At 56.2% G+C, this 16,609-nt stretch carries 17 protein-coding genes; 8 read left to right on the plus strand and 9 right to left on the minus strand.

What is annotated here, in order from left to right; genetic code table 11:
* The first annotated feature begins 112 nt into the window (after nt 1–112).
* On the plus strand, nt 113–634 hold the full coding sequence (zur, locus tag IAI47_RS17875) for a zinc uptake transcriptional repressor Zur (RefSeq protein WP_008926605.1): 522 nt from the start codon (nt 113–115) through the stop codon (nt 632–634).
* An 89-nt stretch (nt 635–723) separates the two neighbouring features.
* Here the strand turns inward: zur and IAI47_RS17880 are convergent, their stop codons facing one another.
* The 4 genes from IAI47_RS17880 to IAI47_RS17895 form a co-directional block, all read right to left on the minus strand.
* On the minus strand, nt 724–936 hold the full coding sequence (locus tag IAI47_RS17880; RefSeq protein ID WP_003855774.1) for a CsbD family protein: 213 nt from the start codon (nt 934–936) through the stop codon (nt 724–726).
* Between the two features lie 164 nt (nt 937–1,100).
* On the minus strand, nt 1,101–2,423 hold the full coding sequence (dinF, locus tag IAI47_RS17885; protein WP_008926604.1) for an MATE family efflux transporter DinF: 1,323 nt from the start codon (nt 2,421–2,423) through the stop codon (nt 1,101–1,103).
* Between the two features lie 98 nt (nt 2,424–2,521).
* Nucleotides 2,522–3,136, minus strand: a complete 615-nt coding sequence (lexA, locus tag IAI47_RS17890) for a transcriptional repressor LexA (RefSeq protein ID WP_003855777.1) — start codon at nt 3,134–3,136, stop codon at nt 2,522–2,524.
* 105 nt (nt 3,137–3,241) lie between these two features.
* Entirely contained in the window at nt 3,242–3,610 is a 369-nt protein-coding gene (locus tag IAI47_RS17895; protein ID WP_003855779.1) for a diacylglycerol kinase, read from the minus strand.
* A gap of 128 nt (nt 3,611–3,738) precedes the next feature.
* On the opposite strand from IAI47_RS17895, the gene plsB reads away from it, so the two are divergent.
* Nucleotides 3,739–6,162 (plus strand): glycerol-3-phosphate 1-O-acyltransferase PlsB, encoded by a 2,424-nt coding sequence (gene plsB / locus IAI47_RS17900; RefSeq protein WP_003855785.1) that lies wholly within the window; start codon nt 3,739–3,741, stop codon nt 6,160–6,162.
* A 60-nt stretch (nt 6,163–6,222) separates the two neighbouring features.
* Here plsB and ubiA read toward each other — a convergent pair whose 3' ends face one another.
* From ubiA to IAI47_RS17920, 4 genes are all read right to left on the minus strand, one after another.
* Nucleotides 6,223–7,107 (minus strand): 4-hydroxybenzoate octaprenyltransferase, encoded by an 885-nt coding sequence (ubiA, locus tag IAI47_RS17905; RefSeq protein ID WP_003855787.1) that lies wholly within the window; start codon nt 7,105–7,107, stop codon nt 6,223–6,225.
* Nucleotides 7,108–7,117: 10 nt separating this feature from the next.
* Nucleotides 7,118–7,630, minus strand: a complete 513-nt coding sequence (gene ubiC, locus IAI47_RS17910; RefSeq protein WP_003855790.1) for a chorismate lyase — start codon at nt 7,628–7,630, stop codon at nt 7,118–7,120.
* An 86-nt stretch (nt 7,631–7,716) separates the two neighbouring features.
* Nucleotides 7,717–8,127 carry a phosphate-starvation-inducible protein PsiE gene (gene psiE / locus IAI47_RS17915; RefSeq protein ID WP_003855792.1) on the minus strand — a complete coding sequence of 137 codons (411 nt, stop codon included), beginning with the start codon at nt 8,125–8,127 and terminating at the stop codon, nt 7,717–7,719.
* Between the two features lie 69 nt (nt 8,128–8,196).
* Complete coding sequence (locus IAI47_RS17920) at nt 8,197–8,904, minus strand: UTRA domain-containing protein (RefSeq protein ID WP_008926601.1); 708 nt, start codon at nt 8,902–8,904, stop codon at nt 8,197–8,199.
* Between the two features lie 206 nt (nt 8,905–9,110).
* Between IAI47_RS17920 and IAI47_RS17925 the strand changes: the two genes are divergently transcribed.
* From IAI47_RS17925 to IAI47_RS17950, 6 genes are all read left to right on the plus strand, one after another.
* On the plus strand, nt 9,111–10,172 hold the full coding sequence (locus IAI47_RS17925) for an ABC transporter substrate-binding protein (RefSeq protein ID WP_008926600.1): 1,062 nt from the start codon (nt 9,111–9,113) through the stop codon (nt 10,170–10,172).
* A 20-nt stretch (nt 10,173–10,192) separates the two neighbouring features.
* Complete coding sequence (locus IAI47_RS17930) at nt 10,193–11,005, plus strand: alkaline phosphatase family protein (protein WP_003855799.1); 813 nt, start codon at nt 10,193–10,195, stop codon at nt 11,003–11,005.
* Nucleotides 11,002–11,847, plus strand: coding sequence for an ABC transporter permease subunit (locus tag IAI47_RS17935; RefSeq protein WP_003855801.1), 846 nt, complete (start codon nt 11,002–11,004; stop codon nt 11,845–11,847). The genes IAI47_RS17930 and IAI47_RS17935 overlap by 4 nt, the downstream gene beginning before the upstream one ends.
* Nucleotides 11,848–11,858: 11 nt before the next feature.
* Nucleotides 11,859–12,644 carry an ABC transporter permease gene (locus tag IAI47_RS17940; protein ID WP_003855803.1) on the plus strand — a complete coding sequence of 262 codons (786 nt, stop codon included), beginning with the start codon at nt 11,859–11,861 and terminating at the stop codon, nt 12,642–12,644.
* A gap of 2 nt (nt 12,645–12,646) precedes the next feature.
* Nucleotides 12,647–13,639, plus strand: coding sequence for an ABC transporter ATP-binding protein (locus IAI47_RS17945; protein ID WP_003855804.1), 993 nt, complete (start codon nt 12,647–12,649; stop codon nt 13,637–13,639).
* Between the two features lie 109 nt (nt 13,640–13,748).
* Nucleotides 13,749–15,374 (plus strand): Na/Pi cotransporter family protein, encoded by a 1,626-nt coding sequence (locus IAI47_RS17950; RefSeq protein ID WP_003855807.1) that lies wholly within the window; start codon nt 13,749–13,751, stop codon nt 15,372–15,374.
* 85 nt (nt 15,375–15,459) lie between these two features.
* On the opposite strand, the gene panS is transcribed toward IAI47_RS17950, so the two are convergent.
* Nucleotides 15,460–16,377, minus strand: a complete 918-nt coding sequence (gene panS, locus IAI47_RS17955; protein ID WP_003855809.1) for a ketopantoate/pantoate/pantothenate transporter PanS — start codon at nt 16,375–16,377, stop codon at nt 15,460–15,462.
* Nucleotides 16,378–16,609: the final 232 nt, after the last annotated feature.

Below are 16,609 nucleotides of genomic sequence, written 5' to 3' on the forward strand. Positions count from 1 at the left end.
AAATATGCTGCTTTATCAGGCGAATAATGCTGTTTTATCAGACAAAAACCAACCTCAGCACCGCGAAACTATGTGTGATAAAATAACATCACTTATCCAGCGGAGAATTTTCATGACCAACCTGACGTCGCAGCAAATTTTGATTCAGGCCGAAAAAATGTGCCTGCAGCGCGGTGTGCGTCTGACTTCGCAGCGTGCTGAGGTGTTGCGCCTGATGGCGGAACAGCCGGGCTCTATCAGCGCCTACGACCTGCTGGATCAACTTCGCGTCAGCGAACCACAGGCTAAGCCGCCCACGGTCTATCGGGCGCTGGACTTTCTGCTGGAACAGGGTTTCATTCATCGGGTGGAATCCAACAATAGCTACGTCATGTGTCACCACTTTGAAGCACCGGCACATACGTCAGTCATGCTGGTCTGTGACCGTTGTGCAGCCGTTACTGAGAAACAGGCACAGGGCGTAGAAAAGATTATCGCGACACTGGCGGGTGAAGCGCAGTTTGCATTACGCCACAGCGTGATTGAAGCACATGGTTTATGTGAAAGTTGTGCCGTCGTTGAAGCCTGCACGCACCATGAGAGTTGCGATCATAATCATCAGGATGAGGGTAAAAAGCGGGGAAAACGCGGCTGACGGGCACATCCTTGTGCGGTTCCGTCCCTGTACTGTTCCGGTGCAGGCGCGCCGGAAGGATTTTAGCGGGCTATCGGGTAATGCGCTGATTACCAGCGGTAATCTTTATTGGTGCCTTCCCAGTCTGCTACTTCGCGCTCTGCTTCATCTTTTGCATAGCCGTAGCGTTCCTGGATTTTACCGACCAGCTGATCGCGTTTACCTTCGATAACCTGCATATCATCGTCGGTCAGCTTGCCCCATTTCTCTTTCATTTTGCCTTTGAACTGCTTCCAGTTACCGCTCGCTTCATCTTTGTTCATGGCAGACCTCCAATCCTCGGGTTAAATAATTATCTTGCTGCTTAACAAAATAACGATACAAAGCGCGGGTTAACTTCGCTTGTTAGAGTTAATTGTAGTAGCCAATTTCAAAAATGCAGAATAATACAGAATAATCCGTATCCTCCCGAGTCAGCGCTGCTGGATCACGCCTCAAACCAGCTGTTCTGACGCCAGTGCTTACGCCAGATGAGCCACAGTGACAGGCCGCGCAGCGCCAGGAATACCGTCACCGCCAGCCAGAGACCGTGGTTGCCCAGCAACGGTACGCTGAGCAGCGTCAGAAAGTAGCCAGCCGCCGCCACGACCATACTGTTACGCATCTCGCGTCCACGTGTCGCCCCGATGAACATTCCATCCAGCAGATAACACCAGACGCCGATCAGCGGCATGATTATCTGCCAGACCAGATAGCGGTCAGCTGTCTGCTGCAGTGACTCAAGCGAGGTCAGCAGGGTAACAATCTGCGGGCCAAAAATGGCATAAACCAGCGAGAAGAAGAGCGCGACTACCACCGCCTGCCGACAGGCTGAGTGCCAGACGTGCTGCAATTTACTGCCATCTTTTGCGCCATGCGCTTCGCCGGCAAAAGCTTCAACCGCGTAGGCAAAACCATCCAGCGCGTAGGCAGTAAAGGTAATGAACATCAGTAATACCGCGTTAACCGCCACCACGTCCGGACCCAGCCGCGCACCCAGCACGGTCAGCGAGGCGAAACAGAGCTGCAGCATCAGAGAGCGCAACATGATATCCCGGTTCAGTCGCAGCAGTCGGCCGCTGTCACCGCACCAGCTCTGCTTCAGCAGATTAAACGTAATACCGCGCAGCTTTAACACCCGCCAGACCATGATGCCGCCGACGCCCAGCGTGATGTACTCCGCCAGCGCCGTGGCGGTTGCTGCTCCCGCGACACCCCAGTGCAGCCCCATCACCAGCCAGAGATCGAGCACGATGTTCACCAGATTGCCCACTATCAGCAGGATTACCGGCGCCCGCGCATACTGAACGCCCAACAGCCAGCCCAGGATGACCAGGTTTGCCAGCGTGGCAGGTGCACTGAGCCAGCGAATCTGAATAAACAGCGCCGCCTGTTCCAGTACATCAGGATTGCCACCTACCAGATGGGTCGCCAGCTGAATAATCGGATAACGCAATGCGATGAACAGCACGCCGGCCAGCAGCGCAATGATCAGCGGCTGCGTCAGCGCGCGTGCCAGAGCGGTTTTATCGCCCGCACCAAACGCCTGCGCCGTCAGGCCAGTGGTACTCATTCGAAGGAAAAGCAGCAGCATAAAGAGGAAGCTGGTCACTGTGGTCCCGACCGCAACCCCGCCAAGATAGACAGGGCTGTCGAGATGACCAATAACTGCAGTATCGACCACGCCCAGTAAGGGAACGGTGATATTTGAAAGGATCATCGGCAGCGCAAGCCGCCAGAGATTTTTATCCGTTGCCGTGATAAAGCGCATTCGCCGTTCCGTGCTCAGTGTCGCTGCAGCAAAGCAGGCAACAAAATTAGGGCAGACAGAATAGCATCAGAAAAGGCGAATGCACGCAGGCCTCAGAATCAAAGCCACTCGCCGTTACGCACCACGCCAACCGCAAGACCTTCAATGGTCAGTGACTGCGCACGGGTGTCGACCACGATAGGGTCAAAATCGCTGTTTTCAGGCAGAAGATGCACGATAGCACCCTGCTTTTTCCAGCGTTTAACGGTGACTTCATCATCAATGCGTGCAACGACAACCTGACCGTTGCGCACATCCTGGGTTTTATGTACCGCGAGCAGGTCGCCGTCCATAATCCCGATATCTTTCATCGACATTCCGCTGACGCGCAGCAGGAAGTCGGCAGAAGGCTTGAACAGGCCCGGATCCACTTTGTAGTGGGTTTCGATATGTTCCTGCGCCATGATCGGCTCACCGGCAGCAACCCGGCCAATCAGCGGTAGTCCTTCTGAAACTTCTTCTTCCATTAACAGACGAATGCCGCGTGATGCACCCGAAACGATCTCAATAACGCCTTTACGCGCCAGCGCTTTCAGATGCTCTTCAGCCGCATTTGGCGAACGGAAGCCCAGTTGCGCGGCGATCTCTGCACGCGTAGGCGGCATGCCCGTTGAAGATATATGGTCGCGAATCAGGTCATAGACCTGCTGCTGCCTGCTGGTTAATGCTTTCATCCCGCCCCCTGGTTGTTTATACAGTCGCTGTGAGTATATACAGGTATTGGCGAAATGGAAACCGATTGTCAGGGAAAACGCGCCCTCAGGCGCGTTATGGAAGGCTTATCGCAAATGTGTCCAGAGCAGCGCGACCCAGACAAACAGGGCCAGTAAGATGCTGATCAGTACCGCCGCCGAGCCCATGTCTTTGGCCCGGCCCGCCAGGGGATGATGTTCCTGACCAATCCGGTCAACCACCGCTTCAATGGCGCTATTGAGGATTTCGACAATGACGACCAGCACCACGGCGCCAATCATGAGGATGCGGGCGATCACATCGACATCCAGCCAGCACGCGATAATAATAGCGGCCAGCGCAGCCAGGGCTTCCTGCCGAAAGGCGGCTTCATGCTGCCAGGCGGCACGCAGTCCCTGCCAGGAGTAGCCTGCGGCTTTTACTATTCTGATAAGTCCGGTGGCATTATTTGCCATGATGTGGGAACCCTTTCATTCAATTGACGTCAATGTCTGGGCTGCGTGCAATTGGCACCACCACAGATCTTCGCTGCGCTTTCTGGTATGCTTGCGGCGCTTTGCTAACAAGAGGCTTCATGTTGTCTATGTCAGGTTGGCGTAAACTCTATTACAAATTACTTAATTTACCACTCTCCTTTTTGGTAAAAAGTAAGGCCATTCCGGCCGATCCCGTGTCTGAACATGGTCTGGATCCGACCCGACCTATTATGTATGTTTTGCCTTACGATTCGAAGGCTGACTTACTGACTTTACGCGCACAGTGTCTGCGGCATCATCTGCCCGATCCGCTGATTCCGCTGGAGATTGATGGTTCGCTGCTGCCGCGCCACGTGTTTATTCATAATGGCCCACGCGTATTTCCCTATTTTGTGCCCAGCGTTGAATCGGTAAAAATCTTTCACGATTACCTCGACCTGCATCGCAATAATCCTGAGCTGGATATTCAGATGCTGCCGGTCACCGTGATGTTTGGTCGTGCGCCAGGACGTGAAGTCCAGGGCGAAGCGACGCCGCATCTGCGTGTGCTGAATGGGGTGCAGAAATTCTTTGCGGTCATCTGGCACGGACGTGACAGTTTTGTCCGCTTCTCGCCGACCGTCTCGCTGCGCCGCATGGCAACGGAACACGGTACGGACAAGTCGATTGCCCAGAAACTGGCTCGCGTGGCACGCATCCATTTTGCCCGTCAGCGACTGGCGGCGATCGGCCCGCGTTTACCGGCGCGTCAGGATCTGTTTAATCGTCTGCTGCAATCCAAAGCGATTGAAAAAGCCGTCGAAGATGAAGCGCGCAGCAAAAAAATCTCCCATGAGAAAGCCCAGCAGAATGCTGTTGAGATGATGGAAGAGATCGCTGCTAACTTCTCCTATGAAGCCATTCGCGTCACCGACCGTGTGATGGGCTGGCTCTGGAGTCGTCTCTATCAGGGCATCAACGTCAATGGCGGTGAAAAAGTTCGCCAGCTGGCGCAGGATGGCCACGAGATTGTCTATGTACCCTGCCATCGCAGCCATATGGATTATCTGCTGCTCTCCTATGTGCTCTATCATCAGGGGCTGGTGCCGCCGCACATTGCCGCGGGTATCAATCTCAACTTCTGGCCAGCCGGACCGATTTTCCGTCGTCTGGGCGCCTTCTTTATTCGTCGTACCTTTAAAGGCAATAAGCTTTACGCCACGGTATTCCGCGAATATCTCGGCGAGCTGTTCACCCGCGGCTATTCAGTTGAATACTTTGTCGAAGGAGGCCGTTCACGTACCGGTCGCCTGCTGGACCCGAAAACCGGCACCTTAGCCATGACCTTACAGGCGATGCTGCGCGGCGGAAATCGCCCCATCACGCTGGTGCCGATCTACATCGGTTATGAGCACGTGATGGAAGTGGGCACTTACGCCAAAGAACTACGCGGTGCAGCCAAAGAGAAAGAGGGCTTCATGCAGATGGTGCGCGGCTTACGCAAGCTGCGCAATCTCGGTCAGGGTTACGTTAACTTCGGCGAACCGCTGCCGCTGGTCAACTATCTCAATAAGCGGGTGCCGGAATGGCGCGACGCGATCGATCCGATTGAGCCGCAACGTCCGAGCTGGTTAACGCCGACCGTTAATGACATCGCGGCCAGTCTGATGGTGCGTATTAATGAAGCGGGCGCGGCTAACGCGATGAACCTCTGTGTCACGGCGCTGCTGGCGTCACGTCAGCGCTCACTAACCCGTGAACAGCTGATTGAACAGCTGGAGTGCTATACCCAGTTGCTGCGTAATGTGCCTTATTCGCCCAATGCGACCGTACCCGATCTTTCCGCAGAAGCGCTGCTGGATCACGCCCTGGGTATGAACAAATTTGAGAGTGAAAAAGACAGTATTGGCGACATCATCATTCTGCCACGTGAGCAGGCAGTGTTGATGACCTACTACCGTAACAACATTCATCACATGCTGGTGATGCCGTCGCTGATTGCCGCCATTGTTCAGCAACATCAGACGCTGAGTGAAGCGGAACTGCTGCGTCAGGTGAGCCTGGTCTATCCGATGCTGAAGAGTGAACTGTTCCTGCGCTGGCAGACCGATGAGCTGCCACAACTGCTGACCGACGTAAGTCAGGAGCTGGCACGTCAGGGCCTGATTACCTTCGAAGCGGGTGAGTTGCGCTTTACCGCAGCACGCTATCGCACGCTGCAACTGCTGGCCGCCGGTGTGCGCGAAACGCTGCAGCGTTATGCCATTACCTTCTCGATTCTCAGCGCCAAGCCGACGATTAACCGTGGCACGCTGGAGAAAGAGAGCCGGACGCTGGCACAGCGTCTGTCAGTGTTGCACGGAATCAATGCGCCGGAGTTCTTCGACAAAGCGGTCTTTACCTCACTGGTACTGACGTTGCGTGATGAAGGGTATATCAGCGACAGCGGTGATGCCGATGTCGCGCAGACCCTGGCGACCTGGCATATTCTGGCTGACCTGGTCACCAGTGATGTCCGCATGACGATTGAAACCGCGGTGGCGCACGACTGACCCCCGCGCGCATTGTAAAAAGGCGACCTCATGAGGTCGCCTTTTTTATGCCCAAAACTTTCAGAACAGCTGACTGAACGGCGGCGTATTCATCAGTACGCCCAGGAACAGCACCATCCCGACGTAGTTGTTATTCAGGAAAGCCTGAAAGCAGGGCTGACGTTCGCGCCCGGCGATCAGCTTCTGCTGATAAACAAACAGCGCAGCCGCCAGCAGCAGCGTCCAGTAGAAGGCACCATTCAGATGCAGCATCATGCCCACCAGCGCCATCAGCAGCAGGGTCGCCAGTTGCAGCAGGCCAATGATCAGCTTGTCGAAGCGACCAAATAAAATCGCCGTCGATTTCACACCAATCTTCAGATCATCATCCCGGTCCACCATCGCATACTGCGTGTCATAAGCCACCGTCCAGCAGATATTAGCGATAAATACCAGCCAGCAGACCAGAGGTAAGGACTCACTAACTGCGGACCACGCCATGGGAATTGCCCAGCCAAACGCGGCACCCAAAACGACCTGCGGCAGATGGGTATAGCGCTTCATAAAGGGATAGACCCAGGCCAGCGCCAGCCCCACGACGGAGAGCATAATCGTCATCAGATTCATGGTCAGCACCAGCGCAAACGCCACCAGCGCCAGAATCACAAACAGCAGCTTAGCCTCTTTTGCACTGACCGCGCCGCTGGCCAGTGGACGGTGCTTTGTGCGCTCAACGTGACCATCGACTTTCCGATCGGCGTAGTCATTGATCACACAACCGGCTGCTCGCATCACGAAAACCCCGGCCACAAACACCGCCAGCACCGGCAGCGGCGGAATCGACATATCCGCCAGCCATAACGCCCAGAGCGTTGGCCACATCAGCAGCAGCGTACCGATCGGTTTATCAATACGCATCAGGCGAGCATAGGCCCGCCACTTATTCATACTTACGCTATTTTGCACCACAGAATCCTCAGACCAGATCGCGATAGAGCGGCGATGCCGGCAAAAACAGTTCAGTCAGCAGCAGCGGTTTGCCGGAAAGACGCAGGCGTGAACGCCGTCCCCACAATCCCTCTACCTGGCCCGGATCAATAAAATCGCGGGTCAGCGTCGACGAGGAGAAAAGATAGCGACCCAGAGGACGGGTGCCCAGCTGTTGCAGCATCGCCTCTGGCCCGTTGAGGGTACTTTCCGGCACCAGCGTGCGGCCAGCCAGCCAGGGCTGATCGTCGCCGAACAGCAGCACTTCACGCAGCCAGAAGCGTTCGTCGTCTGGCAATAACGCCCTTTCCTCACCCAACTCGCTGGCGTCGATAAAGCCTTCACGCAGCGGCTGAACCGTGACCCGCTGACAGTGCTGTTCAAAACGGCGCGTCATTGAATCCTCCTCCATCAGCCAGTCAAGCAATGGCGGCGCAAGGGTGGCCTGCGACGGAGAAAGCCAGTTGAGCGAACGTAATAAGCTGAGTGCGTCTTGCGACATAGCACCACTCCCGATAATTTTCAGGTCGCTAGTTTAGCGCAGAGAGGCGATGCGAACACCTGCCGTCGTGTCAGACGGCAGGAGGATTACTCGCGTTTCAGCCGGTTGCTGTTTGCCAGCCACAGGGTGACGACAAGAATCAGAATCGCCGCAGAGTAGCAGAGCGTATCGAAGGGATTTTTATGGTCGACGATGATCAGGCGGATAATCGCCGTGATCCCGATATAGACAAAATAGCGCAGGGGAAAATGATAGCCCGACTGAAAGTACTTAACAATCAGGGCGATAAATTCGAAATAGAGGAAATAGATGACGATTCCATCAATCAGCAGATAGGAGGAAGCCTGCTCGCTGGTGTTAAACAGCACGTTTGCCAGATGAATCGTTTCTTTGCCTAAAAAGACGATCAGGATAATCGCCAGACTCAGTAGCCCCAGATTCAGCACCCATTGCAGTACCGTTGCAAGGTGGCGGGCCAAAGGATTTTTGTCACTCATGTTGCGCCTTTAAAAAGGAGTTATTAGCGCAGCATCATGCGCGAGTGTGACGCAAATCACAATAACGCCTCAGGCCTCCACATCAACACAGAGCGCATCGTAACGCCAGTATTCACAATCGCAGTCAATCACCTCTTTTTGCTGATTGCGGTTGATGCGGGTGATCAGCAAGCCGGGGCTGCCCGGTGCCACATTCAGTGTGGGCGCTGCGACCTCGGGTAAAGGGCCTGGCATAATCGTAAAACGCGCGCCGCCATAACGAATACCGTAGCGCTGGTCATAGAGATCGGTCAGGGAACGGGTCAGGTCTTCATCAAGCAGGCCAGGGAAAAAACGGGGGTTGAGGTAGTGCTCAACATAGAGCACCGCACGCCCATCAATGCGCCGCAGGCGGCGTATGCAGTAAACCGCCGAGCCGGGTGCCAGCCGCAACGCAGTGGCTACGCTCTCGTGCGCCGCGACCTGCTCAGCGGCGATCACCTCAGTGGTTGCCTGACGCCCCTGCTGCGTCGCCATGGCATGAAAGTGGCTGTGATGCAGCGGGTTGTAGATCAGACGCGGCGGTGCGATAAACCAGCCACGACGCAGTTCACGGTAGATCATCCCCTGCGCTTCCAGCTTGCCCAGCGCTTCCCGCAGAGTAATCCGCGTGGTGCTGAACGCCTCGCTTAAGGCACGCTCTGCCGGCAGGCGTCCGCCGCTGAACTCACCTGCCTGAATGCGTGTCAGCAGTGCGCTGGCTATCGCATCCGCCGTTTTGAGTGCTATCGACTCCACAACAGTAGCCTCATTTTGGTGCGACTTCGCACTTTTACTGGTCAGATAAACACGCCTGTGGCGGGCGAACGCGCCACGTCTTTCATCGCCCATTCCCCGCACAGCGCCGCTTTGTCATAAATCGTTCATATAGAGGGGCTACATTGGCTCGGTTCTTGCTGGACTAGACCAGCCAGGCCCATCAACTTACACCCGGAGCAACTGAGATGAAAGCGTTTATCGCCTCTGTAGTAGCCAGTGCTGTAGTCCTCACCCTGCCCGTTGCGCAGGCCGCCGATAACGACCTCGCCGCGCTGGAAAAAGCGGCCCGCAGTGAAGGTCAGGTCAACAGCGTCGGGATGCCAGACAGCTGGGCCAACTGGAAAGATACCTGGAACGACATCAGCACCAAATATGGCCTTAAGCACAGCGATACCGATATGTCATCGGCGCAGGAGCTGGCGAAATTTGATGCAGAGAAAGAGAACGCCAGCGCTGACATCGGCGATGTGGGCGCCGCCTTTGGTCCAATCGCTGTCGCGAAGGGTGTAACCCAGCCCTACAAACCGACGCACTGGGATCAGATTCCGGCCTGGGCCAAAGATAAAGAGGGTAACTGGGCACTGGCTTATACCGGCACCATCGCTTTTCTGATCGACAAGCAGCAGGTTAAAGATATCCCCCACAGCTGGGCCGATCTGAAGAAAGGTAAGTATGTGGTTACTATCGGTGACGTCGGCGTGGCAGCTCAGGCGGCCAACGGCGTCCTGGCTGCCAACTACGCCTTAGGCGGTGATGAGAAGAACCTGAAACCGGCGCTGGCCTTCTTTGCCGATCTGGCAAAACAGGGGCGTCTTGGCGTGACCGATCCGGTGATTGCCAACATTGAAAAAGGTGAAGTGCAGATGGCAGTAGTGTGGGACTTTAACGCCCTTAACTACCGCGACCAGATTGACAGAAATCGCTACGAAGTGGTGATTCCGTCTGATGGCTCAGTGACCTCCGGCTACACCACCATCATCAACAAATATGCGAAACACCCTAACGCCGCAAAATTGACGCGCGAATATATCTTCTCAGACCAGGGACAGATCAATCTGGCTAAAGGCTATGCCCGCCCGATTCGTGCTGAGCATCTGACGCTGCCAGCAGACGTTCAGGCTCGCCTGCTGCCGCAATCAGAATATAAAAATGCCCGTCCGGTTAAGGATCAGGCTGCCTGGGATAAATCGTCGAAAATGCTGCCGCGCCTGTGGCAGGAAAACGTCATCATCAACATGCAGCAGTAATTCGCGGCAGGGAGAACGGAATGAAGACCATCCTGGTAGTGCTGGACGGCCTGAGCAATCAGGTCGCACAACATGCAATGGGTTACCTGCATGCCGAATGTTCACAGGGCAACGGGTTCTATTACCGTATGACCTGTGAATTGCCGTCGCTGTCGCGCCCGCTTTATGAGTGCATTCTGACCGGGGTTCCGCCGGTCAGAAGCGGCATTATTCATAATGGCGTCAGCCGGTTAAGTCGCGAGCGCAGCGTGTTTCACTTTGCGCGTGCGGCGGGCCTGACTACGGCGGCGGCGGCCTACCACTGGGTGAGTGAGCTTTACAACCGCACTCCGTTCGTTCCGGCGCGCGATCGTCACACCGATGCGCCGGACCTGCCCATTCAGTTCGGCCACTTCTACTCTGACGATAGCTATCCTGACTCGCATCTGTTTGAAGATGCGGAGAGCCTGCGGCTGCGTCACGATCCCGATTTTCTGCTGATCCACCCGATGAATATCGACGATGCCGGTCATAAGTCGGGGCTCTCTTCGCCGCAGTACCGCAACCGGGCACGTATCGCCGACGGCCTGCTGTCGCAGTGGATGCCGCTGTGGCTGGCCGAGGGCTATCAGGTGATGGTGACCGCCGATCACGGCATGAATGACGATCGCTCCCACGGCGGGATTCTGCCGGAGGAGACCACGGTGCCGCTGTTTGTCTTTGGTCATGCTTTCTCGCTGCAGCCTGACCTTGCGCCGCAGCAAACCGACCTGTGTGGCACGCTGTGTGAACTGCTTGAGGTGGCGCATGACAAGCCGGTCTGCCGCGGCCTGCTGGCGGAGTCACAAAGATGAAGGGAAAAGGCGTCGCACTGCTGCTGCTGTTACCTTTCACCCTGTTCTGGGTCGCCTTCCAGCTGGCACCGCTGTTGTGGATCGCCATCAACAGCTTCTGGAGTGACATGAACAGCCAGTGGGGCTGGGATAACTATCACGACATCCTCACCTCACCCTTCTACCAGCAGGCATTTCGATTTTCGCTGGATATCTCGCTCTGGTCCAGCGTCTGGGGATTACTGATTGCGCTGGTCACCGGCTATTCGCTGCATCAGCTCGGCGGCGGACGACTGCAGCGCTTTCTTATCTCCTTTACCAACATGACCAGTAACTTTGCCGGTGTCCCGCTGGCGTTTGCCTTTGTGATTCTGCTGGGGCTGAACGGCTGCCTGACGCTGCTGCTGCGCCATTATGGTGTGATTGAGAGCTTCAGACTCTTCTCGCGCAACGGCATGGTACTGGTCTACACCTGGTTTCAGATTCCGCTGGGCGTGCTGCTGCTCTATCCCGCCTTCGACGGGCTGAAAAAAGAGTGGCAGGAGTCGGCCGCACTACTGGGCGCCAGCCGCTGGCGCTACTGGTGGCACATCGGACTGCCAATTCTTTTCCCGGCGCTGCTCGGAACCTTTGTGATTCTGCTGGCGAATGCCCTCGGCGCTTACGCCACGATTTACGCCCTGACCACCGGTAATTTCAACGTGGTTCCGGTACGCATCGCTGCATTGGTTTCCGGTGATATCTCGCTGGATCCCAACACCGGCAGCGCGCTGGCAATGTTGCTGGTGGCTATCATGGCGCTGATTACCCTGGTACAGCAGTATCTGGTGCGCCGCAGCTATCTCAATGCGAAACAGCCATGAAAGGAGCCGTCATGTCACGTGCTGAGCACCTCTATCATCGAATCATGGTCGGGTTACTCTTTACTCTGCTGGCGCTGCCGTTGCTGGCCACGCTGCTTTATGCAATCTCCTCCGACTGGAGCAATACCATTCTGCCGCAGGGCTACAGCCTGAAGTGGTTCATCCAGCTCTGGAGCGACCCGCGATTTTTGACGGCGCTGGGCCATTCGCTGCTGATTTGCTTTGGTGCGCTGCTGTTCTCGCTAGCGCTGGTGCTGCCTGCCATGTTTGTAATTGCTTACTACTTTCCCCGGCTGGATTCAGTAATGAACATCCTGATCCTGATGCCGTTCGCCGTGCCGCCAGTGGTGTCATCCGTGGGATTACTCCAGCTCTACTCGTCGTCACCACTGATGCTGACCGGCACGCCGTGGATTCTGATTGGCTGTTATTTCACTATCGCACTCCCCTTTATCTACCGGGCACTGTCGAACAATATGCAGGCGATCAATCTCAAAGAGCTGATTGATGCGGCACAGCTGCTGGGGGCCAGTACCTGGCAGGCAGCGATCTGGGTGGTGCTCCCCAACCTGCGCAAAGGGATGCTGATTGCCGTACTGCTCTCTTTCTCCTTTCTGATTGGTGAGTTTGTCTTCGCTAACCTGCTGGTCGGCAACCGCTATGAAACCCTGCAGGTTTACCTCTTCAACATGCGTAACGGCAGCGGTCACTTCACCAGCGCGCTGGTGATCTCCTACTTCTTTGTGGTGCTGCTGGTCACCTGGCTGGCCAACGCCCTGAATCCCGAACGAGGCTGAATATGAGTTACCTTGAGGTCAGAGAGCTGAACAAGTCCTATGGACCGACGCCCATTTTCGAGCAGATCGATTTCAGCGCCGCTGAAGGGGAATTTGTCACCCTGCTTGGCCCCAGCGGCTGTGGTAAATCAACGCTGCTGCGCTGTCTGGCGGGACTAACCAGCGTCGACAGCGGTGAAATCCGGCTGGAAGGCAAAGATATTGTGCCGCTGGCCCCGCAGAAGCGCGCCATCGGCATGGTGTTCCAGAGTTATGCGCTGTTTCCCAACATGACGGTGGAGAAGAACGTCGCGTTTGGCCTGAAGATGCAGAAACTGCCCGAAGCACAAATCCGCCAGCGGGTGCTGGAGGTGCTGGAGCTGGTTGAACTCAGCGACTATGCGCGCCGTTATCCGCACCAGCTGTCGGGCGGGCAGTGTCAGCGCGTGGCGCTGGCGCGTTCACTGGTGACGCGTCCGCGACTGCTGCTACTGGATGAGCCGCTGTCGGCGCTGGATGCGCGTATCCGTCGTCATCTGCGCGATCAGATCCGGCGCATCCAGCGTGAGCTGAATCTCACCACCCTGTTCGTGACCCATGACCAGGAGGAGGCGCTGACGCTCTCCGATCGCATCGTGCTGATGAACCGGGGCAAAATCGTGCAGAACGGCGACGCCGAAGCACTCTATACCCAGCCGGTCGATCTGTTCGCCGCCGGATTTATTGGCAACTACAACCTGTTGAGTGCTGAACAGGCAACGCGACTGACCGGTCAGCCTTTTAATAGCCAGGTGGCCATTCGTCCGGAATCGATGCTGTTCACCGCGCCAGACCAGGGCATTCCTGCGGAAATTCTCAGCCACAGTCTGCTGGGCAACGTGATCCGCTATCGGATCCGCGCGCATGACGTCGAACTTTCAGTGGATGTGCTAAACCGCTCGGCGGCGGATTTGCACCCCGCAGGCAGGAAGATTGGTCTACAATTAGAGATGTCGACTTTGCGCCAGGTTGCTTAAAACACAGGAAAAAATCACGCATAGTACGGCAATCCCCTTTCACAGATTGCTCTCTCTGTCAGGCTGGCAGTCTGTGCTGCTTGCAGCCTGACACAAGGAGCGACACCACGTGTTAACCCTGCTTAATCTACTCTCTGCAGTGGCCCTGCTGGTCTGGGGCACGCATATTGTGCGAACCGGCATCATGCGGGTCTATGGTGCCGATCTGCGCCGCGTCCTGAGCCGCAGCATAGAAAAAAAACCGATGGCGTTTCTGGCGGGCATCGGTGTGACCACCCTGGTGCAGAGCAGCAACGCCACGACCTTGCTGGTCACCTCGTTTGTGGCGCAGAATCTGGTCAGCCTGACACCCGCGCTGGTAGTGATTCTGGGTGCGGATGTCGGTACCGCCATCATGGCGCGTATCCTGACCTTTGATCTCTCCTGGCTTTCACCGCTGTTTATCTTTTTTGGCGTGGTCTTTTTCCTCAGCCGCAAGCAGACCCGCGCCGGTCAGTTAGGCCGGGCCAGCATTGGTCTGGGCCTGATTTTGCTGGCATTGCAGCTGATTGTTGAAGCGGCTCGTCCGATTACCCAGGCCGCCGGTGTCCAGGTCCTCTTCTCCAGCCTGACCGGCGACGTGATGCTTGATGCACTGCTGGGTGCGGTATTCGCCATTATCAGTTACTCCAGTCTGGCCGCCGTGCTGATCACCGCAACGCTGACCGCCACCGGGGTCATTTCGTTCAAGGTCGCGCTCTGTCTGGTGATTGGTGCCAACCTTGGGAGTGGCCTGCTGGCAATGATCAACGCCAGCGGCTCGAATGCCGCCGGTAAACGCGTGGCGCTCGGCAGCCTGCTATTTAAGTTCGTTGGCTGCATCGTAATCCTGCCGTTTGTCGATATTGTGGCTACCTGGCTTGATAAGCTGCCGGTTAACGATGAAGAGTTAGTGATTTTCTTCCATGTGTTTTACAACCTGATTCGCTGCGTGGCGATGGTGCCGTTTGCTGACCTGATGGCGCGCCTTTGCCGTCGTATGATTGCCGACGACGTCGATAACGCACTGCACCTCAAGCCTAAGCATCTCGATCGCAGCGCGCTGGATACCCCGGCGCTGGCGCTGGTGAATGCCGCCCGCGAAGCGCTGCGCATCGGTGACGTGGTGGAACAGATGCTGGAGGCGTTTAATAAAGTCGTGCATGGCGAATCCCGCGAGGAGCGCACGGTGCGTCGGCTGGATGATGATGTCGATGTGCTCTATACCGCCATCAAGCTCTATCTGGCGCGGATGCCAAAAGAGGATCTCCCCGAAGAGGATTCGCGCCGCTGGGGCGAAATTATCGAGATGTCGCTGAATCTGGAGCAGGCCGGAGACATTATTGAACGGATGAGCGGCGATGTGGCCGACAAGTCGCTGGCAGCGGGCCGCGCGTTTTCTGCCGAGGGATTAAAAGAGCTGCAGGAGCTGCAGGAGCTGTTGATTGCCAACCTCAGAATGAGCCTGTCGGTGTTTCTGTCGCATGATGTCACCAGCGCCAAACGGCTGCGCCGCGCGAAACATCGCTTCCGCCTGATGATTCGCCGCTACTCTCACGCCCATGTTGATCGCCTGCACCAGCAGAACGTGCAGAGCATTGAGACCAGCTCACTGCACCTTGGTCTACTCGGCGACATGAAGCGTCTGAATTCGCTGTTCTGCAGCGTGGCCTATACCGTGCTGGAACAGCCCGACGATGAGCGGGATTACGAATAAGGCGTGTGAACAGACCATTGCGACAGGCTGAAAACACCCGGCGCAACAATAATGAGAAGCGGCGCATCATCATGCGCCGCCACAGTTACTTCTTCTTAATCGGCTTACCGGACCAGTAACCCGCCAGCAGTGAACCTGACAGGTTGTGCCACACCGAGAACAGCGCGCCCGGCAATGCCGCCAGCGGTGAGAAGTAGAGTTTGCCCAGCGTGGCCGCCAGCCCGGAGTTCTGCATGCCAACTTCCAGCGCCAGCGTACGGCAGGTCGACTCATCGAAACCAAACAGCTTGCCACCCCAGTAACCACCAAGCAGGCCAATCGCGTTATGCAGGATTACCGCCGCGATCACCATCAGACCCACCGATCCAATAAAGCCCTGACTGCCCGCCACCACCGCACTGATGATCAGCAGAATGCAGACCATGGAAAATGCAGGCAGCCAGGGTTCCACCCGGCGAACCACGCTGTTCATGCTGTGATGAATGATCAGCCCAAGGCTAATCGGGATCACCACGATCTTCACAATACTCAGCAGCATACCCACCACATCAACCTGAATGTGGGTATCAACGTAAAAGCGGGTTAACAACGGCGTGGCGAACACCCCCACCAGCGCAGAAACTGACGAGATCGTGACCGACAGCGCCACATCCCCTTTCGCCAGATAGATCATCACGTTGCTGGCGGTGCCGCTGGCCACGGAGCCGACCAGAATCATGCCGGCTGCCAGATCGGGCGGCATATGAAACAGTTTTGCCAGTCCCCAGGCGGCTAACGGCATCACCAGATAGTGCAGGAAAGTTCCGGCAATTACCGGCGCAGGTCGGGTCAGCACCCGTTTGAAATCGTCGATATTCAGCGTCACACCCATGCCGAACATAATCAGCATCAGCAGATAGGTGACCCAGGGGCCGATGCCGAGAAAGGTACCAGGAGAGTAATACGCGGCGACAGACAACAGCACGGCCCAGAGCGGGAACAGGCGGGTTAACGTGGCGAGCATAGCCAGACTTCCTTATAAGAATGTTATGTTTTATGCAGGTTTGCCATAGAGAATCGCCAGACAGGAACGACTGCCGTGACGAAGGCGGGATCATAACATTTCATTATCATGGCGTAAGGCGAAGATGGGGCGAGGCGGCAAAATGCGGATCGACTGCTGCCGATCCGCAGAATATTGGCGAAATTACGCTGCTTTTTCCTCTAAACCACGGTAGATCGAACCACCTGGCACG

It is taken from the genome of Pantoea sp. MT58 (genome assembly GCF_014495885.1).
Lineage (GTDB): Bacteria > Pseudomonadota > Gammaproteobacteria > Enterobacterales > Enterobacteriaceae > Pantoea > Pantoea eucalypti.

Excerpts from the sequence above, each read along its gene's own strand:
- psiE (WP_003855792.1), bottom strand. The coding sequence starts at position 8,127 with ATGAGTGACAAAAATCCTTTGGCCCGCCACCTTGCAACGGTACTGCAA.
- IAI47_RS17925 (WP_008926600.1), top strand. The coding sequence starts at position 9,111 with ATGAAAGCGTTTATCGCCTCTGTAGTAGCCAGTGCTGTAGTCCTCACC.
- IAI47_RS17930 (WP_003855799.1), top strand. The coding sequence starts at position 10,193 with ATGAAGACCATCCTGGTAGTGCTGGACGGCCTGAGCAATCAGGTCGCA.
- dinF (WP_008926604.1), bottom strand. The coding sequence starts at position 2,423 with ATGCGCTTTATCACGGCAACGGATAAAAATCTCTGGCGGCTTGCGCTG.
- plsB (WP_003855785.1), top strand. The coding sequence starts at position 3,739 with ATGTCAGGTTGGCGTAAACTCTATTACAAATTACTTAATTTACCACTC.
- IAI47_RS17935 (WP_003855801.1), top strand. The coding sequence starts at position 11,002 with ATGAAGGGAAAAGGCGTCGCACTGCTGCTGCTGTTACCTTTCACCCTG.
- IAI47_RS17880 (WP_003855774.1), bottom strand. The coding sequence starts at position 936 with ATGAACAAAGATGAAGCGAGCGGTAACTGGAAGCAGTTCAAAGGCAAA.
- zur (WP_008926605.1), top strand. The coding sequence starts at position 113 with ATGACCAACCTGACGTCGCAGCAAATTTTGATTCAGGCCGAAAAAATG.
- IAI47_RS17895 (WP_003855779.1), bottom strand. The coding sequence starts at position 3,610 with ATGGCAAATAATGCCACCGGACTTATCAGAATAGTAAAAGCCGCAGGC.
- ubiC (WP_003855790.1), bottom strand. The coding sequence starts at position 7,630 with ATGTCGCAAGACGCACTCAGCTTATTACGTTCGCTCAACTGGCTTTCT.
- IAI47_RS17940 (WP_003855803.1), top strand. The coding sequence starts at position 11,859 with ATGTCACGTGCTGAGCACCTCTATCATCGAATCATGGTCGGGTTACTC.
- panS (WP_003855809.1), bottom strand. The coding sequence starts at position 16,377 with ATGCTCGCCACGTTAACCCGCCTGTTCCCGCTCTGGGCCGTGCTGTTG.
- lexA (WP_003855777.1), bottom strand. The coding sequence starts at position 3,136 with ATGAAAGCATTAACCAGCAGGCAGCAGCAGGTCTATGACCTGATTCGC.
- IAI47_RS17945 (WP_003855804.1), top strand. The coding sequence starts at position 12,647 with ATGAGTTACCTTGAGGTCAGAGAGCTGAACAAGTCCTATGGACCGACG.